Source organism: Dietzia sp. IBK-p2-16D (genome assembly GCF_057773085.1).
In genome coordinates this window covers 125445-140633 of the sequence record NZ_JBYMTL010000005.1, presented here as the reverse complement: position 1 = coordinate 140633, position 15189 = coordinate 125445, and the positions used below count along the sequence as shown (strand labels likewise).

Annotated in this window: 14 protein-coding genes; 5 read left to right on the top strand and 9 right to left on the bottom strand. The window is 71.8% G+C overall.

The genetic code is table 11. From position 1 onward, the window contains the following. Positions 1-75: 75 nt before the first annotated feature. A complete protein-coding gene (locus AC3DE3_RS12030; protein WP_488370130.1) occupies positions 76-987 on the top strand; it encodes a LysR substrate-binding domain-containing protein in 912 nt (303 codons plus the stop codon). Positions 988-1026: 39 nt separating this feature from the next. On the opposite strand, the gene thpD is transcribed toward AC3DE3_RS12030, so the two are convergent. Both thpD and AC3DE3_RS12020 read right to left on the bottom strand, forming a co-directional pair. After that, a complete protein-coding gene (gene thpD / locus AC3DE3_RS12025; protein WP_488370129.1) occupies positions 1027-1890 on the bottom strand; it encodes an ectoine hydroxylase in 864 nt (287 codons plus the stop codon). A gap of 110 nt (positions 1891-2000) precedes the next feature. Further along, a complete protein-coding gene (locus AC3DE3_RS12020; protein ID WP_260486661.1) occupies positions 2001-3005 on the bottom strand; it encodes a D-2-hydroxyacid dehydrogenase in 1005 nt (334 codons plus the stop codon). A gap of 86 nt (positions 3006-3091) precedes the next feature. Here AC3DE3_RS12020 and AC3DE3_RS12015 point away from each other — a divergent pair, with 86 nt between their 5' ends. From AC3DE3_RS12015 to AC3DE3_RS12005, 3 genes are read left to right on the top strand one after another with little or no spacing between them, the layout of a single operon-like run. Then, on the top strand, positions 3092-4381 hold the full coding sequence (locus AC3DE3_RS12015) for an aspartate aminotransferase family protein (protein ID WP_260486660.1): 1290 nt from the start codon (positions 3092-3094) through the stop codon (positions 4379-4381). After that, entirely contained in the window at positions 4378-7413 is a 3036-nt protein-coding gene (locus AC3DE3_RS12010) for an FAD-binding and (Fe-S)-binding domain-containing protein (protein ID WP_488370128.1), read from the top strand. The genes AC3DE3_RS12015 and AC3DE3_RS12010 overlap by 4 nt, the downstream gene beginning before the upstream one ends. Next, positions 7410-8873, top strand: a complete 1464-nt coding sequence (locus AC3DE3_RS12005) for an NAD-dependent succinate-semialdehyde dehydrogenase (RefSeq protein ID WP_488370127.1) — start codon at positions 7410-7412, stop codon at positions 8871-8873. The genes AC3DE3_RS12010 and AC3DE3_RS12005 overlap by 4 nt, the downstream gene beginning before the upstream one ends. A 16-nt stretch (positions 8874-8889) precedes the next feature. Here the strand turns inward: AC3DE3_RS12005 and AC3DE3_RS12000 are convergent, their stop codons facing one another. Then, on the bottom strand, positions 8890-9165 hold the full coding sequence (locus tag AC3DE3_RS12000; protein ID WP_260486658.1) for a WhiB family transcriptional regulator: 276 nt from the start codon (positions 9163-9165) through the stop codon (positions 8890-8892). A gap of 93 nt (positions 9166-9258) precedes the next feature. Between AC3DE3_RS12000 and AC3DE3_RS11995 the strand changes: the two genes are divergently transcribed. Further along, positions 9259-9876: a LuxR C-terminal-related transcriptional regulator gene (locus tag AC3DE3_RS11995; RefSeq protein ID WP_488370126.1), complete on the top strand. Its 618-nt coding sequence runs from the start codon at positions 9259-9261 to the stop codon at positions 9874-9876. Between the two features lie 4 nt (positions 9877-9880). On the opposite strand, the gene AC3DE3_RS11990 is transcribed toward AC3DE3_RS11995, so the two are convergent. The 6 genes from AC3DE3_RS11990 to AC3DE3_RS11965 form a co-directional block, all read right to left on the bottom strand. Next, positions 9881-10639, bottom strand: a complete 759-nt coding sequence (locus AC3DE3_RS11990; RefSeq protein ID WP_260489263.1) for an amino acid ABC transporter ATP-binding protein — start codon at positions 10637-10639, stop codon at positions 9881-9883. Between the two features lie 22 nt (positions 10640-10661). Next, positions 10662-11318 carry an ectoine/hydroxyectoine ABC transporter permease subunit EhuD gene (ehuD, locus tag AC3DE3_RS11985; protein ID WP_488370125.1) on the bottom strand — a complete coding sequence of 219 codons (657 nt, stop codon included), beginning with the start codon at positions 11316-11318 and terminating at the stop codon, positions 10662-10664. Next, positions 11318-12013, bottom strand: coding sequence for an ectoine/hydroxyectoine ABC transporter permease subunit EhuC (gene ehuC, locus AC3DE3_RS11980; RefSeq protein ID WP_260486655.1), 696 nt, complete (start codon positions 12011-12013; stop codon positions 11318-11320). The genes ehuD and ehuC overlap by 1 nt, the downstream gene beginning before the upstream one ends. Positions 12014-12022: 9 nt before the next feature. Continuing rightward, the gene (gene ehuB, locus AC3DE3_RS11975; protein WP_260486654.1) at positions 12023-12898 is read right to left on the bottom strand and encodes an ectoine/hydroxyectoine ABC transporter substrate-binding protein EhuB; all 876 of its coding nucleotides are present in this window, start codon (positions 12896-12898) and stop codon (positions 12023-12025) included. Between the two features lie 105 nt (positions 12899-13003). Then, entirely contained in the window at positions 13004-13687 is a 684-nt protein-coding gene (locus AC3DE3_RS11970; protein ID WP_260486653.1) for a GntR family transcriptional regulator, read from the bottom strand. After that, on the bottom strand, positions 13684-15180 hold the full coding sequence (locus tag AC3DE3_RS11965; protein ID WP_488370124.1) for an amidase: 1497 nt from the start codon (positions 15178-15180) through the stop codon (positions 13684-13686). The genes AC3DE3_RS11970 and AC3DE3_RS11965 overlap by 4 nt, the downstream gene beginning before the upstream one ends. Positions 15181-15189 lie beyond the last annotated feature (9 nt).

Below are 15189 nucleotides of genomic sequence, written 5' to 3'. Positions count from 1 at the left end.
GGTCCAGCGAGACTTGGTGGACCCGACCGTTCACTTTTCCTGCACGGTGCGCCCGCACCCTCCTACGCTCGGGGCATGGAGCCGTCACTGCACCGACTGCGGCTGCTCCACGAGCTGGAGCGCCGGGGCACCGTCACCGCGGTCGCGGCCGCTCTGGGCTACACCGTCTCGGCCGTGTCCCAGCAGCTCTCGCTGCTCGAACGCGAGGCCGGGACCCCCTTGTTCGAGAAGCGGGGCCGCGGGCTCGCCCTGACCGAGGCGGGGCTCGTGTTGGCCGGGCACGCGCGGACGATCCTCACCGCCGTGGAGGACGCCGGCCACGCGATGGAGTCGGCCCGCGCGGGCGTCGGCACGACACTCACGGCCGGGGTGTGGGCGTCGGTGGCGTCCACGCTGCTGCCCACCGGGATCCGGATCCTGTCCCGGGACCACCCGGGAATCGTGGTGCGGACCCGGGAGCTCGCCCCGGAGGACACGACCGGCGCGGTCCGGGACGGATCGCTCGACCTGTCGTTCGTCCTGGACTACTCCAGCTACGCGATGGCGGACGTCCCCGACCTGGTGCGGGTGCCGATCGCGCGGGAGTCGCTGCACGCCGTGGTGCCCCGCGGCTCGGTGGACTCCGAGACCGTGTCCCTGAGCGACCTCGCGGCGGCCCCCTGGGTGCTCGCCCACCCGCGTTCGCACTTCGGCCGAGCGGTGCGGATCGCGTGCCGCGAGGCGGGCTTCGACCCCGACGTCCGGCACGAGGCCGGCGAGCAGTCCACGGCGTTGGCCCTGGTCGCGGCGGGACTCGGTGTGACGCTGGCCTCCGACCTGGGCCTGAGCACGTTCCCGTCGGACGTGGAGGCGCTCCCGCTGACCGAGAGCCTGTCGAGGACGGTGGCGATCACCTACCGCCGACGCGATGCGCGCCGGCGACCGCTCCGGGCGTTCGTGGAGGCCTTCACCGACGCCGCCCGTGAGGTGGGCCTGGACCCCACCTGACGGGCGGCCCCGCTGCCGGCTTCAGGGACGGTGCCGGGTTCAGGGACGGCGCGCGAGGAAGTCCGGCCGCGGCGGGGTGCCCGCGAACGGCTCGGTCAGCTCGTTCTCGACGCTGTTGAAGACGATGAACACGTTCGCCCGCGGGAGCGGTGTGATGTTGCCGCCCGAGGCGTGCAGGGCGTTGCAGTCGAACATCGTCATCGAGCCCGCCCCGCCGGTGAGCACGTCGAGTCCGTGACGCTCGTACATCTCGGCGATGTGCTCCTCGGACGGCACGCCGATCCTCGGCGCCGTGGTGACGAGCGATTCCTTGTAGTAGTCCTCCGGCGTCTCACCCGCGCACTGCACGTAGTACTTGTGCGTGCCCGGCATGATCATCAGCGGGCCGTTGTAGGTCTCGTTGGGCGTCAGCGCGAGCGACGCGCTGCAGGCCCGCGGCCGGGGCATACCGTCCTCGGCGTGCCAGGTCTCGAAGTCCGAGTGCCAGTAGAACGCGCCGCCGGCGAAACCCGGCTTGTAGTTGAGCCGGCTCTGGTGGACGTAGACGTCCGACCCGAGGATCTCCCGCGCCAGCTCGATCGCGCCGGACTGCTCGACCGCCTCCCACACCACGTCGCTCAGGGCGTGGACGTCGAAGATGGAGCGGACGGCCTCACTGCCGGACTCGCGGATGATCCGGGGGTCTCCGGCCATCTGCGGATCCGATCCGATGCGGTCGATCTCGGCCAGACAGGCATCGATCCGCCGTTCGTCCAGGGCGCCCTCGCGCTGGATGTACCCGCGCTCGGCGAACTGCTCGACCTCGGGATCCGAGACGTCTCCCCACGCGGCGGGGTCCCGGCGCTCGACGATCTCGGGTCGCCCGCTCACGCGGGTCCGGTAGTCATCTAGGGCAATGGTCACGACGATTCCTTTCTCTCCTCAGCCTGACAACCCCGGCTGACTCGGGAAAGCGAGGGGTGCCGCCCCTCGCGGCGCCGACCGTATCCGCGTCCGCGACCGCGGACAACCACTCAGCCGCTGACGTATCCTCGACTCTTGTCCACACTCGGGCCGGGGGTCCCGCCGCCCGTCCAGGTGCGCAGGTGGTCGAGGAACTGCCCGGAGAGGGTGTCCCGCCACCCCACCACGTCGCCGGACATGTGGGGACTGATGTGCGCGCCCTCGAGGGTCCAGAGCGGGTCGCCGTCCGGGAGGGGTTCGACGACGAGGACGTCCAGATGCGCCGAGAGTCTGCCCGTCCCGATCTCGCGCACCAGGGCGTCCTGATCGACGAGTTCCCCGCGACCGACGTTCACCACGTGGGCGCCGTCGGGAAGGGCTGCCAGTTCCGCGGGGCCGAGCATCCCCCGGGTGGCGTCGGTCAGCGGCGCCACCATGACGAGGTGGTCCACGTCGCCCAGATGCTCTACCAGGCTCGCGGAATCCAGGACGCGACCGAAGTCCTCGTCGTCGTCGCGTGGTCGACGTCCCGCCCCGCTGACGTCGAGCCCGACCGCCCGCAGCAGACGCGCGGTGGCCCGTCCGATCCCGCCGGTGCCCACCACGAGGGCCCGCCGGCCGGCCACCCGGGTGGTCTCGCGGTGGTGCCACCGGCCCGCGCGCTGCAGCGTCTCGGTCTCGTGCAGCCGTTTGTCGTGGGCGAGGACGCAGGCCAGGACGTACTCGGCGATGGGCCCATCGAACACTCCGCGGGCGTTGGTGACCAGCACCTCCGACTCGCGCAGCTCGTCGAACAGCAGTTTGTCGACCCCGGCGGCGGCCACGTGCACCCAGCGCAGCGCGTCGGCGGCGTGCCAGGCGGCGGCCAGGGCGTCGGAGAAGATGTCCCACACCAACAGGATCTCGGCCCCGGGGAGCGCGTCGGCGAGCGTGTCCGCGGTGCACTCCCGGACCTCGGCGAGCTCGCGGATCCGCGCGAGGGTGGTGGGCGGCTCCACGCCGTCCGCGGTGAGGAGGACGACGGTCGGCCGGGCGCCCGGGTCGCGGTTGTCCGGGTCACGGTGCGGCTGCGTCATGGCCCCACCGTAACGCGCCGACCCTCCCGGAAACCAGGATCGTCGGATTGTTGACAATCTGCCGGGGTGCGCCACACACTGGCACCATGACCGCGCACCTGTCGCCCCATCTCAAGCAGGCCACGCCCGTCGTGGTGGACCACGCGCTCGGCTCGTGGATCCACGGCACCGACGGCCGCGACTACCTGGACTTCACGACCGGCATCGGCGTGACCAGCACCGGCCACTGCCACCCCGACGTGGTCGCCGCGGCACGCGAGCAGTGCGGGAAGATCATCCACGCCCAGTACACGACCGTCATGCACCAGCCGCTGCTCGAGCTCACCGAGAAGCTCGGCGAGCACCTGCCCGCCGGGATCGACTCGGTCTTCTACGCCAACTCCGGCTCCGAGGCGGTCGAGGCCGCCGTGCGGTTGGCGCGGATGGCCACGGGTCGGCCGAACATCGTCACCGTCCAGGGTGGCTTCCACGGTCGCACCGTCGCAGCGGCCAGCCTCACCACCGCCGGGACCCGGTTCTCCGCCGGCTTCTCCCCGCTGATGGGCGGCGTGGTGATGACCCCGTTCCCGCACGCCCTGCGGCACGGGTGGACCACCGACGACGCCGTGGACTTCGCCCTGGCCGAGCTGGACTACCTCATGGCCACCCGCGTCGACGCCCGCGAGATCGCGGCCTTCCTCATCGAACCCGTGCTGGGCGACGGCGGCTACATGGCCACTCCCCCGCGCTACCTTCAGGGCCTGCGCGAGCGGGCCGACGCGGCAGGTGCCCTCCTGGTCCTCGACGAGGTCCAGGCCGGCATCGGGCGCACCGGCCGGTTCTGGGGCCACCAGCACACCGACGGGCTGGTGCCGGACATCATCATCACGGCCAAGGGCATCGCCTCGGGCTTCCCCATCTCCGCGATCGCCGCGCCCTCGGGGCTCATGGCCAAGGCCTGGCCCGGCTCGCAGGGCGGCACCTACGGCGGCAACGCGGTCGCCGCGGCGGCCGGCGTGGCGACCCTCGGCGTGGTCGAGCGCGAGGGTCTGGTGGACAACGCCGCCGCCCGCGGAACCCAGCTTCTCGACGGGCTCCGGCGTACCCTCGGCGACGTGAGCGAGATCTGCGACATCCGCGGGACCGGGCTCATGCTGGGCGTGGAGTTCGGCGACGCCCGCGCACCCGCCGGCAGCGCCGGGGCACGCGAGGCCGCCCGCCTGGCCGGAGCGGTACAGCAGGCGTGCGTCGACGAGGACCTGCTCACCCTCACCTGCGGCCCGACCGGGTCCGTGGTGCGCCTCATCCCCGCCCTGGTGGTGACCGCCGACGAGGTCGACACCGGCGTCGAGCGTTTCGCCCGCGCCGTGCACCGGGTGTGCGACGGGGCGGCGTGAGTTCCGGCGCCGCACCCGCCGCCCCCGGGCGGACGGGGACAGCCGAGGCGCTGGTGGGGGCACTCCGGGACGCGGGCCTGGCGCCCGAGGCCGACGCCCGTCGCATCGCGGAGTACTCCTACGACGCCTCCAACTACCGCGTCGAGCCGGCCGCCGTACTGTTCCCGCGGTCGGAGGCCGAGGTCGCCGCTGCCCTGGCCGTGTGTCACCGGCTCGGGGTGCCCGCGACCGCCCGCGGCGGCGGCACGTCGATGGCCGGCAACGCGATCGGGTCCGGGCTGGTGCTCGACCTGTCCCGGCACATGACCCGGGTGCTCGCCGTGGACGAGGCCGCGGGGACCGTCACCGCCGAGGCCGGGATCGTGCTCACGGCCCTGCGCGCCGCCGTCCACACCGCGACCGGCGACCGCCTGACCTTCGCACCGGACCCGTCGAGCCAGTCCCGGGCCTGCCTGGGCGGCGCGATCGGCAACGACGCCTGCGGCAACCACTCGGTGCGCCACGGCCGGACCGCCGACCACGTCGAGGCACTGCGGATCGTCACCGCCGACGGTCTGCGCCTCACCGCCACGCGCACCGGCGTCGAGGCCACCGATCCGGCCGACCCGGCCGCCACCGCCCGCGCCGAGCACCTCACCACCCACCTGCGGGACCTGGCCGCCGACCACCTCGCGGCGATCCGCACCGAACTCGGACGCATCCCCCGCCAGGTGTCCGGCTACCACCTGCGACATCTTCTCCCCGAGTTCGGCTTCGACGTGGCCCGCGCGCTCGTCGGCTCCGAGGGCACGTGCGCCGTCGTCACCGCGGCCACGATGCGGGCCGTCCCCCGCTCCGTGCGCACCGGCCTGGCAGTGGTCGGATACGCCGATGTGGTGGACGCCGCGCGGGACGTCCCCGCGATCCTGCGCTACCGCCCTACGGCCGTAGAGGGCATCGACGAGGTCATCGTGGAGACCATGCGGCAGCGCCGCGGCGCGGACTCGGTCGCCGAGCTGCCGCGCGGACACGCGTGGCTGTTCGTGGAACTCGACGACGACGGGAGCGACGACGACGATGAGGCCGGCGCCGGCGGTCGTGGGCTCGACGCCCGGGTGGCCGAACTGGCCGAGGAGCTGACACGGGACGGCCACGCCCTCGAGGTGCTCGTCGTGACCGATCCGGTGGCCCGCGCCGACCTGTGGCGGGTGCGCGAGGACGGCGCCGGGCTGAGCTCGCGGCTGACCGACCCCGTCACCGGCGTCACCACAGAGTCCTGGCCCGGGTGGGAGGACTCGGCGGTACCGCCCGATCGGTTGGCCGACTACCTGGCCGAGTTCCGCGACCTGCTGGCCCGGCACCAGCTCACGGGCGTCATGTACGGGCACTTCGGCGCGGGCTGTATGCACATCCGCATCAGCTTCGACCTGCGCTCGGACGCCGGCCGGGCCGTCATGCGGGCGTTCTGCACCGACGCCGCCCACCTCGTCGTGCGGCACGGCGGATCGCTGTCCGGCGAGCACGGCGACGGCCGCGCACGCTCCGAGCTGTTGCCGGTGATGTACTCGCCCGAGATGATCGGCGCCTTCGACCGCTTCGCCCGCATCTGGGACCCCGCGGGGCTGCTCGCACCCGGCGGGCTCACCGGCACCCGTCCGTTCGACGCCGACCTCGCACTTGCGGACATCTCCCCCACCGGGCCCGGCCACCGCGGCCGCGACCTCCTCGGCACCGCCATCTCCCCCGACGGCGCACACCCGGTGCAGGCCTGCATCGGCGTCGGCCGCTGCCGCACCACCTCCGGCGGTGTGATGTGCCCGTCCTTCCGCGCCACCGGGGACGAGAAGGACTCCACCCGCGGCCGGTCCCGCGTCCTGCAGGAGGTGGTCCGCGGGACCCTGCCGATCGACGCCCCGGCCGTGGAGGAGTCACTCGAGCTGTGCCTGGCGTGCAAGGCGTGTTCCTCGGACTGCCCCACCGGTGTCGACATGGCCACCTTCAAATCCGAGGCACTGCACAGTCGCTACCGGCGTCGACCGCGGCCGATGGCGCACTACTCCCTCGGCCTGCTGCCGCTGTGGCTGCGTGGGACCGTCCGCGCGGCCGGGCCGATCAACGCGCTGCTGGGCACCCGCGCCGGTCGGACCGCGGCGCGGCTGGGCGGGCTGAGCACCGACCGCACCCTGCCGCGCTTCGCGTCCGCACGACAGCTGCGGGAGGAGCTCGCCAGGGTCCCGGACAGCGTGTGGAGCGTGCGCGGACCGGGGCGCACCTCCGCGGACGTCGTGCTGTTCCTCGATTCGTTCACCCGCGGCCTGCGCCCCGCGGTCGCCGGCGCCGCCGCCCGCGTCCTGGGCGGCGCGCACACCTCCGTGGCCTGCACGGCCGACCAGTGCTGCGGGTTGACCCATGTCACGACCGGCCGACTCGACGCCGCGCGCCGCACCATGACCTCGACCGCGCGCCGCCTCGACGCGATCCGCGGGCCGGGTGGGCAGGAGGTCCCCGTTGTCGTCGTCGAACCCTCCTGCGCCGCCACCCTCCGCGAGGACCTCCCCCGCCTGCTCGCCGACACCCCCGACGCGGACGCCGCCCGCCGCGTCGCCGCCCGCGTCAGGTCCGCGGCCGACCACCTGGGCCGGCTCGCCGCCGACGGCCGCGCGCCGGCGTGGCCCGGTGGAGCGCCCCCGGACCGCGTCACCGTGCAGACCCACTGCCACGAGTACGCGACCTTCGGCAACCGCGTCCAACGCGCGACGCTCACCGCGCTCGGCGTGGGATCGGTCCGCGAGGCGACCGGCTGCTGCGGCGTGGCCGGCGACTTCGGATTCACCGCGGGCCACGAGTCCGTCACCGCGGCCGTGGCCGAACTCGCGCTCGCGCCCGCCCTGCGCGCCGACACCGACGCCCCCGTCCTCACCGACGGCTTCTCGTGCGCCACCCAGGTCGATCACCTCGGCGCCGTCGACCCCACCACCGGACCCGGCCGCACCGGCCACCACCTGTTCGAACTGCTCGACCCCGACCCCCGTCCCATCAGGAGGCCAACATGACCCGCTCCGCAGCCGACATCATCGACTCCCTCGGCACCGGCGTCCACGTCGACGGGGCCTGGCGCGACGCCGCCTCCGGCGCCACCTTCGACGTGGTCAACCCCGCCACCGGTGAGGTGATCGCGACCCTCGCCGACGGCGGGGCCATGGAGGCCACCGCGGCGATCGAGGCCGCGGGCCGCACGCAGTCGTCGTGGGCGGCCGTCCCCGCCCGCGAGCGGGCCGAGATCCTGCGCAGGGCCTACGAGCTGATCGTCGAGCGCGCCGACGAGGTGGCGCTGCTCATGACCACGGAGATGGGCAAGCCGCTGGCCGAGGCGCGCGGCGAGGTGACCTACGGTGCCGAGTTCTTCCGCTGGTTCTCCGAGGAGGCCTGCCGCATCCGCGGTGACGCCCGCCGCTCACCCGACGGCAAGACCCGCCTCATGGTCACCCACGAGCCGGTCGGGCCCTGCATCCTCATCACCCCGTGGAACTTCCCACTGGCCATGGCCACCCGCAAGATTGGACCCGCCATCGCCGCCGGCTGCACGATGGTGTTCAAGCCCGCCAATCTCACGCCGCTGACCTCGCTGTACGTGGTGGACCTCCTGCGCGAGGCCGGCCTGCCGGACGGCGTGCTCAACGTGGTCTGCACGACCGACGCCGGCGGGGTGGTGGAACCGTGGATCGACTCCGGGATCGCCCGCAAACTCTCCTTCACCGGATCCACCGCGGTCGGCCGCACACTCCTCGAGCAGTGCGCGCGTGGTGTGCTGCGCACCTCCATGGAGCTCGGGGGGAACGCACCGTTCATCGTGTGCTCCGACGCGGACATGGACACCGCGGTCGCCGCCGCAATGGCCGCAAAGATGCGCAACATGGGCGAGGCCTGCACGTCGGCCAACCGGATCCTCGTGCACCGCTCGGTGCTGGACGAGTTCGGTCGGCGCTTGACGGAGAGGATGTCCGCCCTCACCGTGGGCGACGGCGCCGTCGAGGGCACCGACGTGGGGCCGCTGGTCGAGGAGAAGGCCGTCGACAAGGTCGTCGGCCTGGTCGACGACGCCGTGGAGCGCGGCGCCGAGGTGCTGGTCGGGGGCTCTCGGGTCGACGGACCAGGCTACTTCTACCCGCCCACCGTGCTCACCGGCGTCACCCCGGACGCCGAGTTGATGTCGACCGAGATCTTCGGCCCCGTGGCCGCCCTGATCCCCTTCGACTCCGACGACGAGGCGGTGGAGATGGCCAACGACACCGAGTTCGGGCTGGTCTCCTACGTGATGACCGAGAACCTGGACCGCGCGATGACCATGTCCGAACGGCTGCAGGCCGGGATGGTGGGGATCAACACCGGGATCGTGTCCAACCCCGCCGCCCCGTTCGGTGGCATCAAACAGTCCGGGCTGGGACGCGAGGGCGGGCTCAGCGGGATCGAGGAGTTCGTCGAGACCAAGCTGGTCGCGATCCCCGTGCGCTGAGACCGGGCGGTGAGGTCTAGCCGGTGCGGACGCGGCCGGCGCGGCGGTGCCGCTCGGCCTCGGTCAGGCCACCCCACACGCCGTACAGCTCGCGCTGGGCCATGGCGTGCCGGAGGCAGGCGTCGATCACGGGGCACTTCCCGCAGAGTTCCTTGGCGGCGGCCTCCTTGCGGCGCCGCGTCGACTTGGCCTCGTCCTCCGAGTTGTAGAACAGGTCAGGAATCTCTCGGCACATCCCGGAGTCGGCCCATGCCCAGTGCTCGTCGGTCTTGGTCATCACGCTGTGTCGCATCTTCCCCCCACCGTCCGTTCCAGCTTCTGACAATCCGGGAGTGATTCGGCACACCCCCCGGGGTGGGATGGGTTCTGTTGCTAAGGTTTTCTCATGCAGGTCCGTGTCTCGGTCGTCAACGACTACTCGCTGGTCGTCGCCGGCGTGGAGGCTCTTCTGGGCCCCTACGCCGACCGGGTGCTCGTCGTGCCGAGTCCCGATGCCGTCAACGCGGCCACGCCGGTCGACGTCGCCCTGTTCGACACCTTCGGTTCCGGACCCGGGTGGAAGGAGCGGTGCGCCGAGTTGGCCCGTGACCCCCAGATCGGCGCGGTGGCGGTCTACTCGTTCATCACCGATCCACGGGCTGTCGACGAGGCGTTGGCGGCCGGGGCCCGGGGATTCCTCGCCAAGTCTCTGGTCGGGGACGCGTTGGTCACCGGGATCGAGCGGATCGCGGCCGGTGAGTGCGTCACCGTGATCGGTGGCGACGGGGACTCCGGGCCCGCTTCCCCGTGGCCTGCCGGCGACGCCGGCCTGTCCCCGCGGGAGGCGGAGATGCTCGCGCTGATCTCGCACGGCCGGTCCAATGAGGAGATCGCCCTGGCCTGCTACCTGTCGATCAACACCGTGAAGTCCTACATCCGCGACGCGTATCGCAAGATCGGCGTGACGACACGGGCGCAGGCCGTGGCGTGGGCCCTGACGAACGGCCTGGAGCCCATCCGCTGACCGGTCAGTAGCCGAGCACCGCGCCGAGGAAACGCTTCGTCCGCTCGTTCTCCGGGGCGTCGAATAACCGGTCGGGCGGCGCCACCTCCACCGCGACCCCTTGGTCGAACATCACGACCAGATCGGAGATCTCGCGGGCGAAGTTCATCTCGTGGGTCACCATGAGCATGGTCATGGAGGAGTCGTTCGCCAGATCCCTGATGACCTTGAGCACCTCCCCGACCAGTTCCGGGTCGAGGGCCGAGGTGGGCTCGTCGAACAGCATGATGTCCGGCTTGGTCGCCATCGCCCGGGCGATCGCGACGCGCTGCTGCTGGCCGCCGGAGAGCTGGGGTGGCTTCTTGAACGAGTGCTCGGCCAGACCCACCAGCCCGAGCAGTTCCTCCGCCTCCCGCCTGGCGGTCCCCTTGTCCTTCCCCAGGACGTGCACGGGGGCCTCCATGACGTTCTCCAGCGCGGTCATGTGCGGGAACAGGTTGAACTGCTGGAAGACCATGCCGATCCGACTGCGGATCTGCCGCATCCGCCTGGTCTCACGGGGACGCTTGCGGGCGTCGTCCGTGTTCCACAACTCGTCCCCCTCGACCAGCACGCGGCCGGAGGTCGGGTGCTCGAGGGTCATCAGCACGCGCAGGATCGTGGTCTTGCCCGAACCCGACGGGCCGATGATCGAGATCTTGTCCCCCTTGTTCACGGAGAAGTCGAGCTCTCGCAGGACGTGGTTGTCGCCCCAGTTCTTGCTCACCCTCTCGAAACGGACCATCGGTTCCCCGGGCGTTCCGAGCTCAGTGGACGGTGCCATAGCGGGTCTCCAATCGACGCAGAACGAGGGTGCACGGGACGCTGACGATGAGGAACAGCAGTGCCGCGATGGTGAAGGGCTCGATGTAGCGGAACTCGGACTGGCCGATCGCCTTGGCCACGGACATCAACTCGTAGACGGTGATCGCGGACAGGATCGCCGAGTCCTTGAACATCTGGATGAGGTAGTTGCCGAGCAACGGCACGACCCGGCGCACGGCCTGGGGCAGCACGATCCGGATCCACGTGCGGCCACGGGGCAGGTTGAGCGCGGTCGAGGCCTCCCACTGTCCCACCGGGATGCCCTCGATGCCGGACCGGTACACCTCGGCCGTGTAGGCGCTGTAGTTCACGCCGATCACGATGATGCCGGTGACCAGGGCACTCATGGCGATGCCGTACTCGGGGAGCACGTAGAACACGAAGAACGCCTGCACCAGCAGCGGCGTGCCCCGGACGAAGTAGACGAGGAACCCGAGGATCTGTGAGAGCACCGGGATCCGCAGGTACCGGAACACGGCCACGACCAGGCCCAGGACGGCGGCGATCGCCATGCCGGCGACCGTGATCTGCACAGTCGTGACGAGGCCGCGCAGCAGATCCGGGAGGATGCTGATCGCGAAGGCGTTGTCCCAGATCATCAGCTCACCCCCTGCATCCGGCCGGTGAGGGCGGTGAGCAGCGGCCGTCGTTCACGGGTCGGCGAGAACCGCCGCTCGAGCAGCGCGACGATCGCGGAGATCACCAGCGAGAGCAGGAAGTACAGGACGAGGATGATCCCGTAGATGAGGGCGGTCTCGCCGGTGGAGGACCGGATGAGCCCGGCGTTGAACGTCAGGTCCGCCACGGTGACGAGCGAGACCAGGGAACTGTTCTTGAGCAGGTCGACCATGACGTTGCCCATCGGCGGCAGCATCGCCGGGATCGACTGCGGCAGGAGGATCCGGCGCATCCGCATCGCCGGTGTCATGTTGAGCGCGATGGCGGCCTCGGTCTGTCCCCTGGGCCGGGACGCGATCGATCCGCGGACGACCTCCGAGGCGTAGGCCCCCTCGTTCAGCCCCAACGCCAGCACCCCCGCGAACAGGGCGGTGAGTTGGAGCCCGAAGAACGGTAGGGCGAAGAACAGCCAGAACAACTGGACGACCAGCGACGTGCCGCGCAAGAACTCCACGATGCACGCCGCCGGCCAGCGCAGCCAGCGATGGGTGGACAGCCTGGCCAATCCCAGGGCGAAGGCCACGACCAGCGCGAGCACCGCGCCCAGGATCGTCACCTGGACCGTGGTGACGAAGCCCTGGCGGATAAGCGGGAGGTAGTCCGCTATGGCATCCATCGGTTCTGGTCAGCCGTCGACCGCGCAGAGTTCCTCGGTGGTCACCCCGTCCACGACGGTCGGATCGAAGCCCCACTTCTCGAGGATCTCGGCGAACTCCGGCTCGGCCTTGAATGCCTCGAGCTCGACGTTGTAGGCGTCGAGGAAGTCCTGGTCGTCGGGCCGGAAGGCCGCCGACGAGCCCGTGCTGGGCGCGTCCTCGATCGGGTCGGTGACCTCCACTCCGTCCAGTTCCCGCAGCGACAGGGTGGGGAGCAGGAAGGCGTCGATCCGGTCGGCGGCCAGCGCGTCCGCACCGCCGCGGGCGTCGGTGACGTTGACGATCCGGGCCGGGTCGACACCGGCGGTCTCCAGGATCCCCTGTTCGAACCCGCCGGGGACCACGCCCACCCGCAGGTCATCGCGGTCCTTCACGTCGGCGATCGTCGTCACGTCCTTGGGATTGCCCGGGCGGACGCCGAACGACTCCGTGGAGACGATGACAGGGGATGCGTAGATGACCTCGCGGCAGCGGGACTGCTTCATGAACAGACCGGCGGCGATGGCGTCCCAGCGGTTGGCCTTGAGGCCCGGGATCATCGCGTCGTAGCCCGAGACGATGCCCTCGACCTTCTCGATTCCCATCCGCTGACACACCGCGCGCAGGACGTCCGGCTCACACCCGGTGACGGTGCCGTCCGCCGCGAGTTCGGTGTAGGGGGGTTCGTTGCCGATGGCGATGCGCAGGCCCTGTTGCCTGGCCCGCTCGAGCAGTCCTCCGCCGCCGGCCTCGGACCCGCCGGGCTCGGTGGTGGAGCAGGCGGTCAGGGAGCCGCCGACCGCGACCATCCCGCCCAGTGCCAGTGCGCCGCGGAACAGTTGACGTCGTGAGATGTTCGTACTCATCGGTGCCTCTCGTGGGCCGAAGTTAACGGTCTTTGCACCGTAGGACCGTGTCCTCACCGGCTGGTGGCTAACGGACCAAAGCGTGACCGGCCCGTTATGGAGCGCTCAGCTGTCACCTCCGGCCGCCCGGACCCGCGCGTGCCCGTCCCGCATGTGGTCGACCAGCAGCGACCGGGCCCGGGAGGGGTCCACGGCGCGTACCGCGTCGGCGATCGCCCGGTGTTCGGCGAGTCTGGACTCCGCGTCCGAATACGTGCTCCGCATGGCGTGTAGGCACATGCTCGTCTCGACCAGAACGGTCTCGTGGACGCGCGAGAGCCGGGGGCTGCGGGCCGATTCGACGAGGGCGTGGTGGAAGTCCAGGTCCGCCGCGACCATCGCCGCGGAGCGGGGTTCGTCGTAGAGGGCGGCCATCGCGTCGACGGCGGCGTCGAGCGCGTCGGCGGTCCCGGCGGCCCACCCGGACTCGAAGACCCTGTCCAGCGCCGCCGTCTCGACTGTCGTGCGCAGCAGGTACATGTCCCGCACCGCGTCGGCCGTGAGGTCGGCGACGAACAGGCCGCGGTTGCGGTGCGAGACCAGCAGCCCCTCCTGGGTGAGCCGCTGCATGGCCTCGCGCAGCGGCCCGCGGCTCACACCGAGCGACCGGGCGAGCGCCGCCTCCCCCAGCTGCGTGCCCGGCGCGAACGTCCCGTCGGAGATGGCACGGCGGAGGGTCCGCGCGATGAGCGCGGGAGTCGACTCCTGCACGACGGGCCCGAGGCCGCCGGGCGGATCGAGGGCGGTCACGGTCGGTCGCCCCCCGACGCGTCGGCGTGGAGCCGGGGGACGGGGACGACCCCGCCCGACGCGGCGCCCGGCGCGGACCCCAGTGCGGCCTCCAGCGCCGCGCCGGCCCGGATGACCAGCCGGTCTTCGAACCGTGCGCCGACCAGCTGGAGCCCCACCGGGAGTCCGGCGTCGCTGATCCCGCAGGGGATGCTCAGCGCCGGTTGCTGCGTCATGTTGAACGGGTAGGTGTACGGCGTCCACGAGGTCCAATCGGGGCTGTGCCAGCCGGGCGGCACATCCGAACCCGCGGCGAAAGCCGGGATCGGGGTGGTGGGCGTGACCAATAGGTCGTAGTCCTGATGGAAGTCGGCCATGGTCGCGCCCAGCGCCATGCGCACGGCCACGGCGTCGAGGTAGTCGGCGGCCGAATAGTCGTGGTAGCGGCCGAGCGCCTCACGCATCCTCGGATCCACGCGGTCGATCGCCGACGGTCCGTGCGGGGCCAGCACCGCCGCCAACCCGGCGAACCACAGGACGTGGAAGGCGTCGATGGGGTCGCTCACAGGCGGGTCCACGGCGTCCACGTGGGCACCGAGCGCCCCCAGAAGGCCCACCGCGCGGGTGACCTCCCGCTCGACGTCGGCGTCGTTGCTCCCGAATCCCAGGGTGGCGCTGTAGGCGACCCGCAGGCCCTCCAGCGGACGGTCGCCGCGCACGCCCTCGGCGGCCGAGGCCAGGTAGCCGCCGGGACCGGGCGTGGTGGCCCGGGCGGGGACGGCGGACCAGTCCCGCGGGTCCGGGCGAAGTAGGGCGTCCATGAAGGCCGCGGTGTCGGCGACGGTACGGGTCATGGGACCGGCGTGGGCGAGGGTGCCGAAGGGGCTCGAGGGGAACATCGGGATGACGCCGTAGGTGGGTTTGAGCGCGACGATCCCACAGAACGCGGCGGGGATCCGGACTGATCCGCCGCCGTCGGTGCCCAGTGCGAGTTGACCCAGGCCCGCCGCCACCGCGGCCGCGGCCCCGCCGCTGGAACCGCCGGGGGTCAGTGACGGGTCGTGGGGGTTGCGGGTGATGCCGGTGAGGGTGTTGTCGGTGACGCCCTTCCACGCGAACTCGGGCGTGGTGGTCTTGCCGATCACCACGCACCCCGCCTCCAGGGTGGCGGCGGTGACGGGGGCGTCGTCGGGCCAGGCGGCGGGGTCGGCCGCGTCGGCCTTGTCCGCCAGCAGGCGAGAGCCCCGCAGGGTGGGCACCCCCCGGGTGTAGAAGATGTCCTTGATCGAGGTCGGTACGCCATCGATCGGGCTGAGCGGTTCGCCGTCGCGGTACCTGCCCTCGGCCTCGCGTGCGGCCGCCAGGGTCGCTTCGGGGTCGAGGTGGCAGAAGGCGTTGATCCCGCCGTCGACCCGCTCGATCGCCCCGAGTGCGTCGCGGGCCGCGTCGACCGGCGAGACGGCCCCGCTGCGGAACGCCTCGGCCAGCTGCAGGGCGCTCATCGATGTCGTCATACGTTCACC

Coding starts and splice junctions, on each gene's coding strand:
- AC3DE3_RS12030 (WP_488370130.1), top strand. CDS start 76: ATGGAGCCGTCACTGCACCGACTGCGGCTGCTCCACGAGCTGGAGCGC.
- AC3DE3_RS12020 (WP_260486661.1), bottom strand. CDS start 3,005: ATGACGCAGCCGCACCGTGACCCGGACAACCGCGACCCGGGCGCCCGG.
- AC3DE3_RS12015 (WP_260486660.1), top strand. CDS start 3,092: ATGACCGCGCACCTGTCGCCCCATCTCAAGCAGGCCACGCCCGTCGTG.
- AC3DE3_RS12005 (WP_488370127.1), top strand. CDS start 7,410: ATGACCCGCTCCGCAGCCGACATCATCGACTCCCTCGGCACCGGCGTC.
- AC3DE3_RS12000 (WP_260486658.1), bottom strand. CDS start 9,165: ATGCGACACAGCGTGATGACCAAGACCGACGAGCACTGGGCATGGGCC.
- AC3DE3_RS11995 (WP_488370126.1), top strand. CDS start 9,259: ATGCAGGTCCGTGTCTCGGTCGTCAACGACTACTCGCTGGTCGTCGCC.
- AC3DE3_RS11990 (WP_260489263.1), bottom strand. CDS start 10,639: ATGGTCCGTTTCGAGAGGGTGAGCAAGAACTGGGGCGACAACCACGTC.
- ehuD (WP_488370125.1), bottom strand. CDS start 11,318: ATGATCTGGGACAACGCCTTCGCGATCAGCATCCTCCCGGATCTGCTG.
- ehuC (WP_260486655.1), bottom strand. CDS start 12,013: ATGGATGCCATAGCGGACTACCTCCCGCTTATCCGCCAGGGCTTCGTC.
- ehuB (WP_260486654.1), bottom strand. CDS start 12,898: ATGAGTACGAACATCTCACGACGTCAACTGTTCCGCGGCGCACTGGCA.
- AC3DE3_RS11965 (WP_488370124.1), bottom strand. CDS start 15,180: ATGACGACATCGATGAGCGCCCTGCAGCTGGCCGAGGCGTTCCGCAGC.